The 17,995-nt window shown below is 67.0% G+C and carries 24 protein-coding genes; 10 read left to right on the top strand and 14 right to left on the bottom strand.

The genetic code is table 11. The annotated features are described in order from the left end of the window. Positions 1 to 10 precede the first annotated feature (10 nt). From ACFPAH_RS20425 to ACFPAH_RS20465, 9 genes are all read left to right on the top strand, one after another. Entirely contained in the window at positions 11 to 634 is a 624-nt protein-coding gene (locus tag ACFPAH_RS20425) for a hypothetical protein (protein WP_379748999.1), read from the top strand. A gap of 97 nt (positions 635 to 731) precedes the next feature. Beyond that, positions 732 to 1,094: a hypothetical protein gene (locus tag ACFPAH_RS20430; RefSeq protein WP_379749001.1), complete on the top strand. Its 363-nt coding sequence runs from the start codon at positions 732 to 734 to the stop codon at positions 1,092 to 1,094. A gap of 13 nt (positions 1,095 to 1,107) precedes the next feature. Further along, positions 1,108 to 2,538, top strand: coding sequence for a TolC family protein (locus ACFPAH_RS20435; protein ID WP_379749003.1), 1,431 nt, complete (start codon positions 1,108 to 1,110; stop codon positions 2,536 to 2,538). Positions 2,539 to 2,552: 14 nt separating this feature from the next. Beyond that, a complete protein-coding gene (locus ACFPAH_RS20440; RefSeq protein ID WP_379749005.1) occupies positions 2,553 to 3,953 on the top strand; it encodes a multicopper oxidase family protein in 1,401 nt (466 codons plus the stop codon). 23 nt (positions 3,954 to 3,976) lie between these two features. Next, positions 3,977 to 4,420, top strand: a complete 444-nt coding sequence (locus ACFPAH_RS20445) for a DUF411 domain-containing protein (protein WP_379749007.1) — start codon at positions 3,977 to 3,979, stop codon at positions 4,418 to 4,420. A 23-nt stretch (positions 4,421 to 4,443) separates the two neighbouring features. Beyond that, the gene (locus ACFPAH_RS20450) at positions 4,444 to 4,803 is read left to right on the top strand and encodes a copper-binding protein (RefSeq protein ID WP_379749009.1); all 360 of its coding nucleotides are present in this window, start codon (positions 4,444 to 4,446) and stop codon (positions 4,801 to 4,803) included. Positions 4,804 to 4,831: 28 nt separating this feature from the next. Continuing rightward, positions 4,832 to 5,197 (top strand): copper homeostasis periplasmic binding protein CopC, encoded by a 366-nt coding sequence (gene copC, locus ACFPAH_RS20455; RefSeq protein ID WP_379749011.1) that lies wholly within the window; start codon positions 4,832 to 4,834, stop codon positions 5,195 to 5,197. After that, complete coding sequence (locus tag ACFPAH_RS20460) at positions 5,198 to 6,151, top strand: copper resistance D family protein (protein ID WP_379749013.1); 954 nt, start codon at positions 5,198 to 5,200, stop codon at positions 6,149 to 6,151. A gap of 26 nt (positions 6,152 to 6,177) precedes the next feature. Continuing rightward, positions 6,178 to 6,621, top strand: a complete 444-nt coding sequence (locus ACFPAH_RS20465) for a YybH family protein (RefSeq protein ID WP_379749015.1) — start codon at positions 6,178 to 6,180, stop codon at positions 6,619 to 6,621. 175 nt (positions 6,622 to 6,796) lie between these two features. Here the strand turns inward: ACFPAH_RS20465 and map are convergent, their stop codons facing one another. Further along, on the bottom strand, positions 6,797 to 7,612 hold the full coding sequence (gene map, locus ACFPAH_RS20470; RefSeq protein WP_379749017.1) for a type I methionyl aminopeptidase: 816 nt from the start codon (positions 7,610 to 7,612) through the stop codon (positions 6,797 to 6,799). Continuing rightward, entirely contained in the window at positions 7,609 to 7,821 is a 213-nt protein-coding gene (locus tag ACFPAH_RS20475; RefSeq protein WP_379749019.1) for a ParD-like family protein, read from the bottom strand. Before ACFPAH_RS20475 ends, map begins: the two co-directional genes overlap by 4 nt. Before the next feature lie 160 nt (positions 7,822 to 7,981). On the opposite strand from ACFPAH_RS20475, the gene ACFPAH_RS20480 reads away from it, so the two are divergent. Continuing rightward, positions 7,982 to 8,419 (top strand): universal stress protein, encoded by a 438-nt coding sequence (locus tag ACFPAH_RS20480; protein WP_379749021.1) that lies wholly within the window; start codon positions 7,982 to 7,984, stop codon positions 8,417 to 8,419. A 37-nt stretch (positions 8,420 to 8,456) separates the two neighbouring features. On the opposite strand, the gene ACFPAH_RS20485 is transcribed toward ACFPAH_RS20480, so the two are convergent. From ACFPAH_RS20485 to mltG, 12 genes are all read right to left on the bottom strand, one after another. Beyond that, positions 8,457 to 9,614: a hypothetical protein gene (locus ACFPAH_RS20485; protein WP_379749023.1), complete on the bottom strand. Its 1,158-nt coding sequence runs from the start codon at positions 9,612 to 9,614 to the stop codon at positions 8,457 to 8,459. Positions 9,615 to 9,827: 213 nt separating this feature from the next. Further along, entirely contained in the window at positions 9,828 to 10,727 is a 900-nt protein-coding gene (lpxO, locus tag ACFPAH_RS20490; RefSeq protein ID WP_379749025.1) for a lipid A hydroxylase LpxO, read from the bottom strand. A gap of 151 nt (positions 10,728 to 10,878) precedes the next feature. Then, entirely contained in the window at positions 10,879 to 11,103 is a 225-nt protein-coding gene (locus tag ACFPAH_RS20495; RefSeq protein WP_379749027.1) for a DUF6139 family protein, read from the bottom strand. 140 nt (positions 11,104 to 11,243) lie between these two features. Continuing rightward, entirely contained in the window at positions 11,244 to 11,444 is a 201-nt protein-coding gene (locus tag ACFPAH_RS20500; protein ID WP_379749029.1) for a hypothetical protein, read from the bottom strand. Positions 11,445 to 11,565: 121 nt separating this feature from the next. Further along, a complete protein-coding gene (locus ACFPAH_RS20505) occupies positions 11,566 to 12,495 on the bottom strand; it encodes a methyltransferase domain-containing protein (protein ID WP_379749031.1) in 930 nt (309 codons plus the stop codon). 160 nt (positions 12,496 to 12,655) lie between these two features. Further along, on the bottom strand, positions 12,656 to 13,309 hold the full coding sequence (locus ACFPAH_RS20510; RefSeq protein WP_379749033.1) for an ankyrin repeat domain-containing protein: 654 nt from the start codon (positions 13,307 to 13,309) through the stop codon (positions 12,656 to 12,658). Positions 13,310 to 13,352: 43 nt separating this feature from the next. Next, positions 13,353 to 14,135: a TatD family hydrolase gene (locus ACFPAH_RS20515; RefSeq protein ID WP_379749035.1), complete on the bottom strand. Its 783-nt coding sequence runs from the start codon at positions 14,133 to 14,135 to the stop codon at positions 13,353 to 13,355. Between the two features lie 219 nt (positions 14,136 to 14,354). Then, positions 14,355 to 14,876 carry a GNAT family N-acetyltransferase gene (locus ACFPAH_RS20520; RefSeq protein ID WP_379749037.1) on the bottom strand — a complete coding sequence of 174 codons (522 nt, stop codon included), beginning with the start codon at positions 14,874 to 14,876 and terminating at the stop codon, positions 14,355 to 14,357. Positions 14,877 to 14,906: 30 nt separating this feature from the next. Then, the gene (locus ACFPAH_RS20525) at positions 14,907 to 15,284 is read right to left on the bottom strand and encodes a PilZ domain-containing protein (RefSeq protein ID WP_379749039.1); all 378 of its coding nucleotides are present in this window, start codon (positions 15,282 to 15,284) and stop codon (positions 14,907 to 14,909) included. 33 nt (positions 15,285 to 15,317) lie between these two features. Then, positions 15,318 to 16,346: a DNA polymerase III subunit delta' gene (locus ACFPAH_RS20530; RefSeq protein ID WP_379749042.1), complete on the bottom strand. Its 1,029-nt coding sequence runs from the start codon at positions 16,344 to 16,346 to the stop codon at positions 15,318 to 15,320. Then, on the bottom strand, positions 16,343 to 16,957 hold the full coding sequence (tmk, locus tag ACFPAH_RS20535) for a dTMP kinase (RefSeq protein WP_379749044.1): 615 nt from the start codon (positions 16,955 to 16,957) through the stop codon (positions 16,343 to 16,345). Before tmk ends, ACFPAH_RS20530 begins: the two co-directional genes overlap by 4 nt. Then, positions 16,954 to 17,991 carry an endolytic transglycosylase MltG gene (gene mltG, locus ACFPAH_RS20540; protein ID WP_379749046.1) on the bottom strand — a complete coding sequence of 346 codons (1,038 nt, stop codon included), beginning with the start codon at positions 17,989 to 17,991 and terminating at the stop codon, positions 16,954 to 16,956. The genes tmk and mltG overlap by 4 nt, the downstream gene beginning before the upstream one ends. Positions 17,992 to 17,995 lie beyond the last annotated feature (4 nt).

The raw sequence follows: 17,995 nt of genomic DNA on the forward strand, positions 1-17,995 counted from the left end.
GCGATGTCGGGTGAGCGCCCTGCGCCTGGCCGGCGCGGGCAGCGTATGCATCGAGTGTAAACCTTACGACGATGGCAAGGTCAAGCGGCGGCCGTACAGGCCAGGCAAAGGCCCGGACCTGACCGTATCCACCCTGCATAAGTTCGTGACCTTCGTCAGGGCCCAGACGTTTTTCTGTTCATTTTGTCGTGCTATACTCCGCCCACTTATGACCCGCACCGTCAAGACATTCCTGATCTGGCTGTTGATGGCCCTGCTTCCGCTGCATGCGGTCGCGGCAAGCATCGGCATGTCTTGTGCGCTGGTGGGCCAGCAAGTCCCGCACCATGCGGCCGGCCAGGCGGCGCATCATGCGCCCGCCGCGGATGCCCATGCCCATCACGGTGCCGATGCAGCAAGCAGCCTCGACCAGGCAGCCCCGGACGACGGCGGCGCGCAAGCGCAGTCCGCCAAGCAGCCCCATTCTTCCTGCAGCGCCTGCTCCTCCTTCTGTGCCGGGGCGGTCGCGCCGCCTTCGGCCTTGCAGTCGCTACCCTCCTTCGGCGGCTCGACTGCCGTCCTCGTGACGCCTTCCGCCGTGCTGGCCGGCTTCATCCCGGACGGCCCGCAACGACCTCCCCGGCATCTTTCCTGATCGACACAGGAGCGGGCAGCGGCCATTCGGGCCTGTTGCTCCTGCCTCCTGAGCGTTGGCGCATCGCGCGCCCTGTTCCCGATCCAGAGGAAAGACCATGAAACCGATTTTTTCGGGCGCCCTTGTCGGCGCCCTGCTGGCGGCGCCCTGCATCGCGCTGGCCCAGCACGCATCGCACGCGCCCGCTGTGCCCGCTGCGCCCGGTGTGCCCGACCCGGCCGATCCGCAGGCCGCCGTGCCGCCGCTCGCCTACCGATCCGTTTTCGCAGGTGCCGCGCACCCGCCCGCCGAGGACGCGCCCACGCCGGACAAGCTGTGGCGCCAGGCCAACGACACCGTCGCAGCCGGGCCCGGGCATGCCGGCCATGGCGCCGGCCACGAGCACGGCCAGCCGGTCGCGCCGGCGCAGAGCGCCGCCCCGGCGCCGGCAGCGCCCGCCGCGCACGGCAAACACCATTGAGCGGAGGGTGAAGATGACGAAACAAGCCTATATCCGTCCGCTGCGCGCGACCGCGGCGGCCGCGCTCGCGCTGGCGCTGAGCGCTTGCGCCAGCCTGTCGGGCGACGGCGGCCTCGGCCCGGTCTCGACGCTGACGGCCGAGCGCACCGGCCAGGACCTGCGCCTGGCGCCGGCAGCCGGCGGCGAAGACACGCAAGCCGCGCATGCCGCTCAGGCCGAGCTTGGCCGGCTGCTGCAGGCGCCGCTGACGCCCGACGGCGCCGTGCGCGTTGCCCTGCTCAACAATCGCGGCCTGCGCGCCTCGCTGGCCGACGTCGGCGTGGCCGAGGCCGACCTGGTCCAGGCCGGGCGCATGCGCAACCCCGGCTTCAGCTTCAGCCGCATGTCCGGCGGCGGCGAAACCGAGATCGAGCGCAGCGTCATGTTCGACCTGGTCGGCCTGCTGACGATCCCGATCCGCCGCGATATCGAATCGCGCCGCTTCGAAAGCGCCCAGCTCGCGGCGGCGGCGGAAGCGGTGCGCCTCGCCGCCGACACCCGCAAGGCGTATTTCAGGGCGGTGGCCGCCGCCCAGTCGGCCGAGTACGCCGAACAGGTGCATGACGCAGCCCAGGCCAGCGCCGAGCTGGCCGGGCGCATGGCAGCGGTCGGCAACCTCAGCGCGCTCGACAAGGCGCGCGAACAGGCATTTTCGGCCGAGGCCGGCGCCCAGCTGGCGCGCGCGCGCCACGCCGCCACCGCCGCCCGCGAGCAGCTCGCCCGCCTGCTCGGCGTCTGGGGCGCCCAGGCGAACTTCCAGTTGTCCCAGCGCCTGCCGGACCTCCCCGGCACGGCGCGCGAGGCAGGCAATGTCGAATCGCTCGCGATGGAACAGCGGCTCGACATCCGCTCCGCGAAGCTGCAAACGGCCTCGACCGCGCGCGCACTCGGCCTGACCCGGGCCACCGGGGTCGTCAACGTGCTCGACGCCGGCTATGTCAACTCGAGCAAGTCCGGGGCGCCGCGCGAGAACGGCTACGAGATCGAACTGGCGATCCCCCTGTTCGACTGGGGCGGTGCGCGCGTCGCCAGGGCCAGGACGCTCTACATGCAGTCGGTCGACCGCACCGCGCACACCGCGATCAATGCCCGCTCCCAGGTGCGCGAAGCGTATTCGGCCTACCGCACGGCGCACGACCTCGCCCTCCACTACCGCGATCGCGTCGTCCCGCTGCGCAAGAAGATCTCCGAGGAGACCCTGCTGCGCTACAACGGCATGCTGATGAGCGTCTTCGAGCTGCTCGCCGATGCGCGCGCCCAGGTCACGAGCGTGAACGCCGCAATCGAGGCCCAGCGAGACTTCTGGGTGGCCGAGACCGACCTCCAGGCAGCGATTAATGGCAGCGGCGGAGCCGGCGTGACCCTGTCGCCCGGCGCGGCCGCCGAGGCCGCACCCGAACACTGAACAAGGAACCGAACATGCGTTCTCGCAGAGACTTTTTTACCGGTGCGGCCGCCCTCGTGGGCGCCGGCCTGGTCACCCGCGCCGGCGCCGCCACGCTGCCGGAAGCCCCCATCATGACGTCGGCTGCCACCCAGCCGCCGCCGCCACCGCCCAACGGGCGCCCGTACAACCCGGTCGTGACCCTCAACGGCTGGTCGCTGCCCTGGCGTATGAACAATGGCGTCAAGGAATTCCACCTGATCGCCGAACCGGTCGTGCGCGAGATCGCGCCCGGCATGAAGGCCAACCTGTGGGGCTACAACGGCCAAAGCCCGGGTCCGACCATCGAAGTGGTCGAGGGCGACCGCGTGCGCATCTTCGTCACCAACCGCCTGCCCGAGCACACCAGCATCCACTGGCATGGCCAGCGCCTGCCGAACGGCATGGACGGCGTGACCGGGCTGAACCAGCCGGGCATCCAGCCCGGCAAGACCTTCGTCTATGAATTCGTGGCGCGCCGTCCCGGCACCTTCATGTACCACCCGCATGCGGACGAGATGGTGCAGATGGCGATGGGGCTGATGGGTTTCTGGGTCACGCATCCGAAAAACCCGGCCCATCACGCGGTCGACCGCGATTTCGTGTTCCTGCTCAATGCCTACGACATCGAGCCCGGCAGCTACACGCCGCGCGTCAACGAAATGCTCGACTTCAACCTCTGGACCTTCAACAGCCGTGCCTTCCCCGGCATCGACACCATGAACGTGCGCCAGGGCGACCGGGTGCGCATCCGGGCCGGCAACCTGACCATGACCAACCACCCGATCCACATCCATGGCCACGAGTTCGAGGTCACCGGCACCGACGGCGGCTGGACCCGCCCGGAGTCGCGCTGGCCCGAGGTGACCACCGACATCGGTGTCGGCCAGATGCGCGCCATCGAATTCATCGCCGACGAGCCGGGCGACTGGGCCTTCCACTGCCACAAGTCGCACCACACGATGAATGCGATGGGGCATGACGTGCCGACCCTGATCGGCGTCGACCACCGCGGTGTCGCGGAGAAGATCAGCAAGCTGGTCCCCGACTACATGGTGATGGGCGATAAGGGCGGCTCGATGGAGGGCATGGAAATGCAGATTCCGGCGAACACCCTGCCGATGATGACCGGCCAGGGCCCGTTCGGCGGCGTCGACATGGGCGGCATGTTCACGGTGGTCAAGGTGCGCAAAGACCAGAAACGGGGCGACTACGGCGACCCGGGCTGGTACAAGCATCCGCCCGGCACCGTTGCCTACGAATGGACCGGCGCCCCGCCGCCGGCCCGGCGCAGCGGGCACGCCGGCGGCCACGCGATGGCGCCCGCGCCCGCGGCCAAGGGCAAAGAGGTGGAAGTCACCGTCCGCAAACCCGGCGGCCATCAGGGCCACCACTAATCCTTAGCAGAGAGGAAAACATCATGATCAAGCAACGCATCCTGCGCGCCGCCCTGGCGGCCGCGCTGTCGGTTCCCGTGGTGGCGATGGCCGCCGCCCCGGTCATCGAGGTCTTCAAGAGCGAATCCTGCGGCTGCTGCGCGGCCTGGGTCGAGCACCTGAAGGCCAACGGCTTTACCACCCGCGTGAAGAACGTCGAGAACCCGTCCGACTACCGGGAGCGGGCCGGCATCCCCGAGGAGTTCGGCTCCTGCCATACGGGGATGGTGCAGGGCTATGCGCTCGAAGGCCACGTGCCCGCCAGCGACATCAAGCGCCTGCTGGCGCAAAAGCCGAAGGCGAAGGGCCTGGCCGTGCCGGGCATGCCGCTCGGCTCGCCCGGCATGGAAGGACCGCGCAAGGACCCGTACGACGTGCTGCTGGTGCAGCCGGACGGCAAGACCCGCGTTTTCAAGCATTACAACTAAACCAACATACAATAGGAGCGAACATGAAAGCATTCCCGACCTTGACCCTGAGCCTCGCCTTTGCCGTGGCCGCCGTCCCTGCCGCATTTGCGCAGGACCATTCCCACGCAGGGCATGGCGCGCATGCGGGCCACGCGGCCGCCGCAGCCCCCGCAGCGGCCGAACTGGTCGACGCCGAAGTCAAGAAGGTCGACAAGGACGCCGGCAAGATCACCCTGCGCCACGGCGAGATCAAGAACCTGAACATGGGCGCGATGACCATGGTCTTCCGCGCCAGGGACGTGGCCATGCTCGACCAGGTCAAGAGCGGCGACAAGGTGAAGTTTGCCGCCGAGCGCGTGGACGGTGCGATCACCATCGTGCAGCTGCAGCCCGCCCAGTAAGCTACGGCCCCTACCCGGAAGCACGATCATGAACATGAAAACCCTGGCCGCCGCCGCATGCGCGGCGCTGGCCGTCATTGCCGCCCCGGCGGCGCTGGCCCACACCCGGCTCGAGGCGTCGACGCCGCAGGCGAACAGCGTCGTCACCCCGGCGCCGGCCCAGCTGCGCCTGCAGTTCAGCGAACCGCTCGAACTGCCGTTCAGCAAAATCAAGCTGGTCGACGCCAAGGGCGCCGTGCTCGAACCGGCGAAGATCGCGATCGATCCTGCCGACCCGAAGGCCTTGCTTGCCACCACGCCCGGCCTGCACGCGGGCGCCTACCGCGTGCAGTGGAGCACCGTGACCCGCGACGGCCATAAGGTCAAAGGCGAATTCGCCTTCCGCGTGAAATAAGTGGAGGCGGATTTTTCGTCGCTGCAACGCGCCGTCACGGTCGTCCTGAACCTGTCGCTGGCCCTGCTCGTCGGCGCCAGCGCGGCGCTGCTGTGGCTGCGTACGGCGCCCTCGCCCTGGGCGGCGGCCCTGCGCAGCAGGCTGCGCGCGCTGCTGCTGGGCGCCACGGCCGGCGCCATGCTGGCCTACGGCGGCATCCTCTGGGTCGAGGCGGCGTCGATGGCCGAGGTGCCGCTGCTCGACGCGCTGCCCGCGGTACGCTCCGTGCTGACGGCAACCCACTGGGGCCTGGCCTGGACGATCGGCGCCGCGGCGCTGCTGGCCGCAGGCGCCCTCGCCCTGGCAAGCCCGCATTCCCAGGCGAATCGCGCCCTGATCGCGGCGCGCCTGCTCGCCATCGGCGTGCTGCTCTACAGCCGCAGCATGGTCAGCCACGCCGGCGCCGGCGGCGACTTCAGCTGGGCCGTTGCCGTCGACTGGGTCCACCTGCTGCTGGTGAGCCTGTGGGTGGGCGAAGTGATCGTCGCCGGGCTGATCGTCTTGCGCGCCCTGCCCGGCGATTTGCCAAGGGATCTGCCTGCCGGCAGGGCCGACTGCGCGCGCTATGTCGAAGCGCTCTCGCACAGCGCCACGCTGGCCCTGGCCGGCATTTTCCTCACCGGCGCGCTCGGCGCCTGGCGGGTGCTGGGCAGCCCGCAGGACCTGCTCGGCAACACCTACGGCAGCGCGCTGCTGGTCAAGGTCGCCCTGGTGCTGTGCGCGGCGGCCCTGGGCGGCTTCAACCGTTTCCGCGTCATGCCTGCCCTGCTGGGTTCGCTGCGCCAGCCGCGCGGGCCCGGCCCCGACATCGGCCGGCGCTTCGCCCGCATCCTCCAGCTCGAAGCGCTGCTGCTGCTGGCCGCGATCCTGGCCGCCGCCGTCCTCACCTCGAGCCCGCCTCCCATGGCGTCCTGAACCACCACCACCAACAAGGAGCATCCATGTTCAACAAGTGTATTGCCGCCGCCGCCCTCGCTGCCTCGTCCTTCGCTGTCCACTCCGCCAGCCTTGCCGCCACGCCGACCGACACCGTGAATGCCTTCCATGCGGCGCTCGCCAGAGGCGACCAGGCCGGGGCGCTGGCCTTCCTGTCGCCGCAGGTCGCGATCTACGAGGCCGGCCATGTCGAACGCTCGCGCGACGAATATGCAGGACACCACCTGGGCGGCGACATCGCGTTCGCCAAGAGTTCGACCCGCAAGGTGCTCAAGCAGGCCGAACGGATCGAAGGCAACATGGCCTTGGTCATGGAGGAAACCGAAACCACCGGCAGCGCGAACGGCAAGCCGGTACACGCCTTCGGCACCGGCACCACCGTGCTCGAAAAGAAGGGGGACGACTGGTCGATCGTGCACGTGCACTGGTCCTCGCGCAAGGCAAAGTAAGACCGCCTGGCAAAACCTCCATGGCTGCGTTGCAGCGTCTCGCCGTACGAGGGTACTGTCTTCGCGGTCCGCCGCTGCGGCGCGGCGTCGGGTGGCCGCATCCCATGCCCTAAAGGTCGTGCTCGGCGCTCCAAGGCAGGCGGCGCTCGCCCGTCCTGCGCGGCCGGGGCCGTGCTCAGTGCCCGGTGCTCAAGGTTGGGGGCGGGCCGGCCGGCGCCGTGGCGCCGAGCATGCCGCGCTCCTCCGGGCGCAGGGTCAGCACGGCGACGCCCGAGGCGGTGACGGCGACCGTGTGCTCGAACTGGGCGGACAGCGAGCCGTCGCGGGTGACCACGGTCCAGCCGTCGTCTTCGGTGCGCACGCTGCGCCCTCCCCGGTTGAGCATCGGCTCGATCGTGAATACCATGCCTTCGCGCAGCACGAGGCCGGTTCCGCGCTGCCCGAAGTGCAGCACCTGCGGCTCCTCGTGCATGGCGCGCCCGATGCCGTGGCCGCAATATTCGCGGACCACCGAGCAGCCGTTGCGCTTGGCATGGCGCTCGATCGCCCAGCCGATGTCGCCCAGCCTGGCGCCGGGGCGCACCGCGCGGATGCCCTTCCACATGGCCTCGTAGGTGGTCTGCACCAGGCGCCGCGCGGCAAGGTCGACCTCGCCGATGAGATACATCTTGCTGGAGTCGGCGATATAGCCGTTCTTTTCAAGCGTGATGTCGAAGTTGACGATGTCGCCGTCGCGCAGCACAGTCGCTGCGGACGGCACGCCGTGGCACACCACCTGGTTCACCGACGAGTTGAGCACGAAGCCGTAGTCATATTGCCCCTTGCTCGCGGGTCGGGCCTGGAGGTCGTCGACGATATGGCGCTCCACCAGCGTATCGACCTCGAGCGTCGTCATGCCGGCCAGCGCCATGCGGTCGAGCAGGCCGAACACCGAAGCGAGCAGCCGCCCCGATTCGGCCATCAGGGCCAGTTCCTGCGCGGTCTTGGTCATGCCGCCCTCATCGCGAGCGGCGGCGCCGACACACCTGCCTGCTCCAGCTCACGCTGCATGATTTCGCTGAAACTGAGCGTCGGATTGGTTTCGCACAGCATGCCGACCTTGATCCAGAAGGCCGCCTGCGCATTGATGGAACGGCAGGACACCTTGGTTGCCTTGCGGACCTGCTCGTGCAGCTCATCGTCGATATTTACGATACCCATGACCTACTCCTCTATATATAAAACGTATACGGAGTATATAGTGGTCGGGTGCTACGCGCCAGCCGGGTGCTCGCACGATTGAGGCAAATCAAACATTCCCGCCCTTCGAAGAGCAGACTGATCGCGACCGCATGCGAATGCACGGATTGGAGGAACGGCCATGTTCAAACGGATTCTGTTACCCACCGACGGTTCCGAGCTGTCGGCGCGCGCGGTGCTGGCGGGCGTGAACTTCGCAAAGGAGGCCGGCGCCCAGGTCGTCGGGATGACGGCGCTGCCCGATTTCCGGACCATTACCGCCGACGCCGACATGCTCGAGAGCACCGAGGACGAGTACCTGGCCGCCAGCGAAGCACGCGGCAACCGCCTGCTGGCGACCGTCGTGAATGCCGCCAGGGACGCCGGCGTGCCCTGCACGACCGAACTGGTGCGCTCCGACCAGCCCTATGCCGCGATCCTGGAAGCGGCGCGCCGCCACGGATGCGACCTGATCATCATGGCCTCGCACGGCCGGCGCGGCATCAGCGGCATCCTGCTCGGCAGCGAGACGCAGAAGGTGCTCGTGCATAGCGCGATTCCGGTGCTGGTGATGCGCTAGGGCCGATCCGACTGAACGGCGCCAGCCGGATCGGCCGCTAGTCGCCGCCTTGTTTGTCCCGTCCGCGCCGATCGTGGCGTTCATACGCAAGCGTTGCCGGGTCCGTATGCATGAAGCTCAGGAACCACGGTGCAATCAGTCCGCCGCCTGGGGGCACGAAGGTGCGGAACGCTTTTGACTTCACGTTGTAACGGCGCACCTCTCCCTGACCAAGGGTGGGATCGGGGGCGCTCAGCGGAACGAACAAATCCCCTTTCGGTCCGAACAGCACTGCTTGCGCAAACCGCCTGGGTTCGCCGGGGCGGTAGAAGTCGATCCGGTCGAGCGGCAGGCCGATGTTTTTACCCCTGATGGCCTGTTTCGGAACGATCAGCACCTTGTCCGTGTCCGTCTCGTCGCGCTGGAAACTGGTGACGACCAGCTCGCCGGCCGGCGAAAAGACCAGTCCTTCGGGCCGGTGCAAATCGTTGGTGTTGCGCTCGCATTCCTCGGGATTCGATAACAGGACATCGATGAAGGCGCGTGTTTCCGGATCAAAGCGCACGATGCTGCCGCCGCAGGGGGTCAGGTAACGCAAGGACACATACAGGTGCCCGTCCGGCCCAAGCACGATGCCGCGCGGATGGAAGGCCTGGGTCGTGCCGGGCTTGTCCAGGTTCGGATCGAGGTTGCCGATGAAGCTGGCCTGCTCACCCTCGAGGCGATAGGCGAGCAGCTTTCCCGCGCCAAGTTCGCCCTGCGCATCCGGTTCCGCCAGGTCGGCGATGAACAGGGTGCGTGTGCCGTCCTTGTTGGGGACAATAGCGATTCCGCGGGGAATGAAGGGGGCCTCGGGATCCGTGCGTGGCACGAGGGCACCAAGGAAGCCTCCCTCGCGGTCATAGCGCAAGACCTCGCCGTTGAAGTCGGTGTCCACGTTCTGGTTGACGACCAGCCACTCCTTGCGGCGCGCATCGAACAAGATGCCGCGCGGCCCGGCCAATCCGCCGCTTCGCGGCGGTATGGCAGGCTTGGCGAGCAGGCGGCCGGTCCGGGCATCGAAGAAGCGCACGCTATCGTCCCCTGTATCGCCGACGGCGAGCACGTCCTTGTGCACCGCACAGGCTGTCATGCTTGCGGCGACGGCAAGCGACAGCAGTGCGGTCCGAATCACTTTTCCTGTGGGCGTGGATTTGCGTGACAGCGATGTTTTCATGGCAGCCTCACTTGTTGGTCATTGAACATACGGGATCGCGCGAGCCGCCGCAGTCGATTCCCATGCATGCAGCATGGTCCTCAGCGGACTCATGGGTTCAATGTGGAACAAGCTTCTGCCACGGACGCATCAATGCAGCCGGGACCGCCTGTTTCGTCGACAAGTGGAGCAAGCAGCGCGCAGGGCCGACGCTTCCCTGCAGGCCAGCCGGGTTCAGATCCAGTACACGAAGGCGGCCAGCCCCGCGATCAGGCCCAGCTTGGTTGCCTTGTAGACCGTCCCGTTCCAGGCCTTGAAGCGGCGCCGGTACTGTCCCATCACGTAGGAGATGCGGAAGGCCTTGCTCACCAGCCCCGTCTGGTCGCCGGTTTCGTTGGGCGAACTGGCCGCCGTCATCATCGTGCGGCCTAGCCAGCGGTTCACGGCCTGCATCCAGCGGTAGCGCATCGGGCGCTCGACGTCGCAGAACAAAATGATGCGGTCGCTCTCGCTGCCGTTGACGGCCCAGTGGATATAGGTTTCGTCGAAGATCACACCCTGGCCGTCGCGCCAGCTGTAGCGCTGGCCGTCGACCTCGATGAAGCAGCGGTCGTCGTTCGGCGTGGACAGCCCCAGGTGGTAGCGCATCGACCCGGCGAAGGGGTCGCGGTGCGGGTTGAGCTTGGCGCCAGGCGGCAGCTCGGCGAACATCGCCGCTTTTACCGAAGGAATCGCCTGCAGCAGCGCATAGGTCTGCGGACACAGGCGCTGGGCCGAGGGATGGCTGGCGTCGTACCATTTCAGGTAAAAGCGCTTCCAGCCGCTCTTGAAGAAGGAATTGAAGCCGGCGTCGTCGTTCTGTTCGGCGGCCTTGATCTTGTTCATCGCGATCATGGCGAGCGCCTCCGCGCGGATCAGCTGCCAGTTCGACTCGAGCGGCGCCAGGTCGGCAAATTCGCGTACCGGAATGTAGGGTGTGCTCGGCACCCTCGAGAACAGGTGCATGAAGAAGTTGATGGGCGCCATGAACGACGAATGGTCGAACAGTTGCCGCCTGATCGGCAGGCGCACCTTGCCGCGCAGGTGAATGTGCAGGACCGAGAAGAAATAAAAGCCCACTACTGCCCACTTCATCTTTTCCTCCGCCCTGGATGGCCCGGCTTAGTTTGGGGGGAAAAGAATAGCATAATCGCCAGGCGCCCGTCTGGGGGCCCGGCGAAAAGCACACGGCTTGTCGAAACACCAGCTATCGCGCGTCAAACTTGCGTTGCGCGATCGCCGCCGTTCAGTGCAGCGCCGTCATCGCATAGCCTTTTTCGGCAAGTTGTCCGCTCAGGTTGTCGATCTCGTAGTCGGGCAGCCGATCGGCGTTGTCGTCGATCTCGAAGGCGCGTGCCTCCACTTCCCAATCGGTATTCGTGGCTTCCTCAGGGATGTTGCGGGTCTCCGGAACGGCCAAGTAGGAGAACTTGCCGTCGCTTTCGGCTCTGCGGTAAATATCCAGGCGCATAATCGTTTCCTTACAGTGAAAGCACGCTTTCGGATGAAAGCGGACGGCTCCACAGTAGGCGATCGCAGGCGGCGCGTCTGTTAATTGGCCCACACTCTGCCGGGCGCGGCCGCGCCCGCCAGCTTGTCTACCTTGGCTGCCTAGCGCCCCGGCGTATAGCCGAGCACGCGCGCCGGCAGCATCAGGACCGCGCGCAGCAAGGCGAACACGGCGTCGACGCCGATGCCGAGCAGGCGCAGCGGCAGGAGCAGCAGCCATATCACCGGATACAGCACCAGGGCCAGCAGGGCGAGCGGCCAGCACAGGAAGAGCAGGACCAGCCACAGCAGGAAACCGAACATCGTAAGCTCCAGAATGAAGGTTGAAGCTACAGTGTAAGGCTGGCCGCCGCCCCGCTCGCGGCCGATGCGACAAACGGCAGGCCGCGCCGACGAAGCGGCCGAATCGCGGGACGAATGTCCGTCAGGCGAATTCCACGCTGCGCTCGACTGCCGGCTGGCCCAAGGCCTCCTCGTGCGCGAAGCCGGCCCGGATCGAGGCCTGCAGGCTCGGGATCGACGCCCCGGCGCGGTAAGTGAAGGCCACCTCGACCACGTCGCCGGCGACCACGTCGAGCGGACGGGCCAGCGGCAGGCACATGTAGTGGTTGAGCCAGTCGATGGTGGTGGCGCGTGCCTCGTCGATCGACAGGATGTTCTTGGTGACGAAGCGCAGGGCATTCAGGCAGCCGTCCTGCTCGATCGTGAAGTTGCCGCGCCAGGCGATCAGGCTGTCGACCGGTCCGGCAAAGTCGAGCATGCTGTAGACGGCCGGGACCGCCAGTTCCATGGTGCCGGGATAGGCGACGCCGGTATCCTGGAACTGGACGATCGGCGCGTAGTAACCGTTGAACTCGTAGCTCTGCTGCAGCGGCTGGACCGCCATGACGACGGCTTCCGGCATGAACACCGGCAGCGGGCCGCCGAACTTGGCGAGGTAGCGCGCCTTGAACGCCTCGATCACGGCCACCTGCTTTTCGCGCAGCATCGCCACGTGGATCATTTCGCAGATGACGATGTCGACCGGCTCGGGCGGCAGGTAGTCGAAGGCGTCGGCATGGATCACCTCGACCTTGTGGCCGTTCGGATTCATCGCCAGGAAGCGGCGCGCCTCGCGCACCAGGTCGGGATTGAATTCGACGCAGTAGACGCGCTCGGCCTGCTGGGCCGCGAAATACGAGAGCACCCCGGTACCGCCGCCCAGTTCCAGCACCTTCATGCCGGGACGCACCGCGTGCTTGATAGCCGCCTGGAACGCATCCATGCGGTGGTGGTCCATCAGCATATTGTGGTGATAATGGACCGGGATGAATTGCCCGAGGTAGCAGCTCTCGATTTCGCGTTCGTTCAGCATGGGAGTTCCTTTGGTCGGCGCCGGATTTCTATAGCGCAATTATTTGCTCAGTGGGAACATTATGCCGGGGCGGGTGGCGCTGCGAAGCGCCGAGGTGGAGCGGGAATACCAGCCAGTTCGGAAGACGGGCGGGGCGGCAAGGAGGCGCTGGCGCCCTGCCCTAGCGCGCGCCGCGGGCGATGGCGGCCGCCACCATCGGCTTGCCCGCTCGCTCGGCGATCTCGACGGCGGTCAGTCCCTCGCTGTTCTTGCGCCGGCGGTCGGCGCCGTGGGCAATGAGCAGCACCGCCGTGCCGTCGTGGCCCTCGCGCGCGGCCATCATCATCGGCGTGTAGGCGCCGCTTTTCAGGGGCGAGACCGCGTCGACCCTGGCGCCGCGCGCGAGCAGCAGGCGCACGATCGCGTCGTCGCCGGCCGCCGCCGCGTAGTGCAGCGCCGTCCAGCCGGGCTGGTTGACTTTCGCGCCCTTCGCCAGCAAGGCCTCGACCGCGGGCCGGTTGCGCTTGTAGGCCGCCATCATCAGCGCCGTGTTGCCGTTCGCCGCCCGGGTCTCCAGGTTGGTGCCCGGGTGCGCCAGGAACACCTGGAAGACGCGCATCGCGTCTTCGCGGATCGCCTGCACCAGGCCGGGTTCGGCACCGAGCGGATTGAGCTGGTTGGCGTTCACCTTGCTGCCGAGCATGGACTCGACGGTCTTGGCGTCGTCGAGCTGGACTGCCCGGAAGAAGGACGTCAGCTGGGCAGCGGTGGGCGGCGCCGGCCTGGCGGACGCGTCGGGCGCGGCCTGGGCCAGGCCGCCCGCGAGGCAGGCCATGGCGACGATCGTGCGGAAAGTAGTGCGGCGCCGTATCCTCAACTCAGCCTCTCGCGTGCTGGAACAGGTCGAAGAAATTGTCGGTCGTGCGCTGGGCCACTTCGCGCAGCGGCAGGCCCTTCAGGTTGGCGATGAACTCCGCCACGTGCGGGACATAGCCCGGCTCGTTCATCTTGCCGCGGTAAGGCACCGGCGCCAGGTAGGGCGAATCGGTCTCGATCAGGATGCGCTCGATCGGCAGCGCGCGCGCAACCGCCTGCAAGTCCTTCGCGCTCTTGAAGGTGACGATCCCCGAAAACGAGATATAGAACCCCATCTCGATGGCGGCCTCGGCCACTTCGAGCGACTCGGTGAAGCAGTGCATGACGCCGGCCACGCCGCCGTCGGCCACGCCCGCGCCCTCTTCCTTCATGATGCGGATCGTGTCCTCGCTGGCCGAGCGGGTATGGATGATCAGCGGCTTGCGCGATTCGCGCGAAGCCCGGATGTGGGTGCGGAAGCGCTCGCGCTGCCATTCGAGGTCGCCCTCGAGGCGGTAGTAATCCAGCCCGGTCTCGCCGATGGCGACCACCTTCGGATGGCGCGCCAGCTCGACCAGCTGGGCGACGCTCGGTTCCGGCGTGTCCTCGTAGTCGGGATGGACCCCGACCGAAGCGAAAATGTTCGGGTGCTGCTCGGCCAGGGCCAGGATCTGCGGGAAATCCGGCAGGTCGACCGATACGCACAGCGCGTGCGTGACCTTGTTCTCGTCCATCTTGGCGAGGATCTCGGGCATCCGGGCGGCCAGCTCGGGGAAATTGATGTGGCAGTGGGAATCGATGTACATGGCGGTATTGTACGGGCAGGCCAGAATTCGCGTCACCCTGCCCGCCTCCGCCGGGGCCCAGGGTGGTCGGCTCCACCCGGCCCGATGATAGCCCGCGGCCATCGCGCCGCCCACGCGTTCAACGAACGGATGAGACAACGCGAGGTTTCCGGAGCCGGTGGAACGCGTGGGCGGCGCACACGCAGCGTTTATGCGAGCCCCAGGGTGGAGCCAACCACCCTACGCGGTGACCCGCTTGCCGAGGATAATCAAATCGCGTTCGATCCCATCCAGGTTCGCCACGCGCGGAAAATGCGCCCAGGTATCGAAGCCGAACTTGCGGAACAGCGCCAGGCTCGGCGCATTGTGGCCGAAGATAAACCCGAGCAAGGTATGCACCTGGATTTCCGGCGCAAAGGCGATTGCCTGTTCCAGGCAATACTTGCCGATGCCCTTGCCGCGCCAGGCTTCGGCAATGTAGATCGACAGCTCGGCCGTGCCGGAATAGGCGGGGCGGCCATAGAAATTCGAGTAGGACATCCAGCCGATCACGGGCGGCTCGTCCGAGGTGTCGCCTGCATCGTGGATGGTCCACAGCGGGCGGCGCTCCGGCGTGTGGTCGGCGAACCAGGCTTCGCGCGAGGCGACGCTGACCGGTTCGGTATCGGCCGTGACTTCGCGCGAGGCAATGGTGGAGTTGTAGATGTCGACGATGACGGGCAGGTCATCGCGGCGGGCAAGGCGGTGGACGTAGGACGGCATTGAGCAGGAAGCGGGAACTGGGAAGCGGGGTTACAGGGTATGGGTGGCGCGCGAGGAACGCAGCGCGGCGCCGAGGATCTCTTCGATGCGGGCCTTGGCGCGCTGGCCGGTTTCGTCGGCCGGGAAATGCACGCCGATGCCTTGCGCCTTGCTGTTGTTGGCGCCGGCCGGGGTGATCCAGGCAACCTTGCCGGCGATCGGGTATTTGCCGGGATCGTCCATGAACGACAGGATCAGGTAGACCTCGTCGCCGATCTTGTAGGCCTTATTCGTCGGCACGAACATGCCGCCGTGCTTCAGGAAAGGCATGTAGGCCGCATACAGGGCCGCCTTTTCCTTGATGGCAAGCGACAGCACCGACGGCCGCGGCACGAGCGAGGCGTTCGGGTCGGTTGTATTGCCACTCATCAAGATCCTCTTGGGTAAGTCAGGCGGCCCGCATCACGCCGGGCCGCAGCAGGCTGTATAGTCCAGCAACATATCCTCGACGAACAGCTTGGCCGACAAGGGATGGTCGGCCACCGCGCGCCGTTCGTTCGCGGATTTGATTGCACGTAACAGGTTCGCAGTGTGCACGTTGCCGGCCAAGGCCGCAAGTTCCTTCTGATAACGCGGATAGTAGCGCACCGTGCCGGAGAGCTTGCAAGCGAGCAGGTCGTACAGCCAGCGCTGCTGCCAGGCGACCAGCAGGGCCAGTGGCGTCTTGCTCAGCTTGTCGGCCTGGCGCAACGCGCCCTCGACGTTGGGACGCGCCAAAAAGCCGAGCAAGGCGTCGAGTTCTTCCCGGCTGCCGCCAGCGGACTTCTCCAGCGCGGCCAGCGGTGCGCCGCCCTCCTCGCGCAGCCAGCTGTCGGCGTCCTGCACGCCCTGCCCTTGCAGCCAGGCCAGCGCCGCGGCGTGGTCCGGCATCGGTAGCCCGAACTTGCGGCAGCGCGACAGGATCGTCGGCAACAGGCGGTCGAGGCCGTTCGAGGCGAGCAGGAACACGGTGCCCGGCGGCGGCTCTTCGAGGGTTTTCAGGAGCGCGTTCGAGGCCGGCATGTTCAGCGCCTCGGCCGGATACAGCACGACCACGCGCAATCCCTGGCGGTGGGTCGACACGTTCATGAAGTCGGCCAGGGCCCGGATCTGCTCGATCTTGATCTCTTTCGAGGGGGCCTTGGTGGACTTCGACTTCTTGTCGCCCTCGCCTTCCTCGCCCTCGCCGGCCGGCTCGTCTTCGAGCGCTTCCGGGCGCACGCGGCGATAGTCGGGATGGTTGTGCTGGGCAAACCAGCCGCAGGAGGCGCAGGCCTCGCAGGCACGGCCGTCGGGGCGCACGTTCTCGCAAAGCAACGCCTGGGCGAAGCTTTCGATGAAATCGGCCTTGCCGATGCCGGCCGGACCATAAAACAGGAGCGCGTGCGGCAGGCGCTCGCGCATTGCCTGCAAGGCCTCCCAGGAGGCCTGCTGCCAGGGGTAGATCGTCACAACAGCTTCTCCAGCGCCTCGCTGATCTTCTGCCGGGTTGCCGCTATGCTCTGGGTCGAGTCGATCACGGCGAAGCGCTGCGGAAACTGCGCGGCGCGGCGCAGGTATTCCGCGCGGCAGCGGGCAAAAAAGGTTTCCTGCTCGCGCTCGAACTTGTCGAGCGTGCGGGTCGCGTCCAGGCGTTCGCGCGCCACCTCGAGCGGCACGTCGAACAGCAGGGTCAGGTCCGGCTGCAAATGCGGGTGGACCCAGGCTTCCAGCGCTTCCATCTTGGCCCGGTCCAGGCCGCGCCCGCCGCTCTGGTAGGCGAAGCTGGCGTCGCTGAAGCGGTCCGACAGCACCCAGCTGCCGACCGCCAGGGCCGGCTCGATGACCTGCGCGATGTGCTCGCGCCGGCTGGCGAACATCAAGAGCGCTTCCGTTTCCAGGTGCATCTTTTCGTGCAGCAGCAGGTCGCGCAGCTTTTCGCCGAGCGGCGTGCCGCCCGGTTCGCGCGAGGACACGACCGTCTTGCCGCGCCCGGCGAGAAAGGCCTCGACGAACCCGATATGGGTCGATTTACCGGCGCCGTCGATGCCCTCGAAGGTGATGAATCTGCCGCGCGCGCTCATGGCTTGGTTGCCCCACCTGTTGCGCCCGTGTTATTCGTGCTGTTGATGCCGCGCTGGTACTGGTTCACGGCCCGGTTATGGTCGTTCAGGTTTTCCGAGAACTGGCTGGTGCCGTCGTTACGCGACACGAAATACAGCGCCTCGGTCTTGGCCGGCGCCAGCGCCGCGGCGAGCGACTCGACGCCCGGCAGCGCGATCGGCGTCGGCGGCAGCCCATAGCGGGTGTAGGTGTTGTACGGGGTATCGGTCTGCAAGTCCTTCTTCGCGATCTTGCCCGCATAGCGCTCGCCCATGCCGTAGATCACGCTGGGGTCGGTCTGCAGCATCATGCCGACCCGCAGGCGGTTGACGAACACGCCGGCGATCATCGCCCGCTCGCTCTTCTGGCCGGTTTCCTTTTCCACGATCGAGGCCATGATCAGTGCTTCGTAGGGCGTTTTATAAGGCAGGTTCGGGTCGCGCTTTTCCCAGGCCGCGTTCAGGCGGTTGAGCATCATCTGGTGCGCCTGCTTGTAGATCTGCAAGTCGCTGGCGCCCTTGGCGAACAGGTAAGTATCCGGGAAGAACAGGCCTTCCGGATCCTTGTATTCCGTCGTGACCTTGGCCATCAGTTCGGCGTCGCTGAGCTTGGCCGTCTCCTGGCGCAGGGCCTTGCTGGCACGGATCGCGTCGCGCATCTGGCGGAAGGTCCAGCCTTCGATGATGGTCACCGCTTCCTGGGCGAATTCGCCGCGCACCAGCTGGGTGAGCAGGCCGCGCGGCGAGGTATTCGGTTTGAGTTCGTAGCTGCCGGCCTTGATCCGGGCGCTCTGGCCCGTGACCCGCGCCAGGATCTGGAACAGGGTCGGATTGATGGGCACGCCGGCCTTGGCCATCTGCTGGGCGGCCGCGCCGACGCCGCTGCCGGGCGCGATGGCGAATTCGATGGGCGGCGGCGCGGTAGTCAGCGGCTGCTTGGCCCACCAGGAAAAGCCGCCCACGGCCGCGATGGACACGATGACGCCGGTGACGATGATTTTTTTTATGAATGCCATGCTG

Source organism: Massilia sp. GCM10023247 (assembly GCF_042653325.1).
GTDB lineage: Bacteria > Pseudomonadota > Gammaproteobacteria > Burkholderiales > Burkholderiaceae_D > Telluria.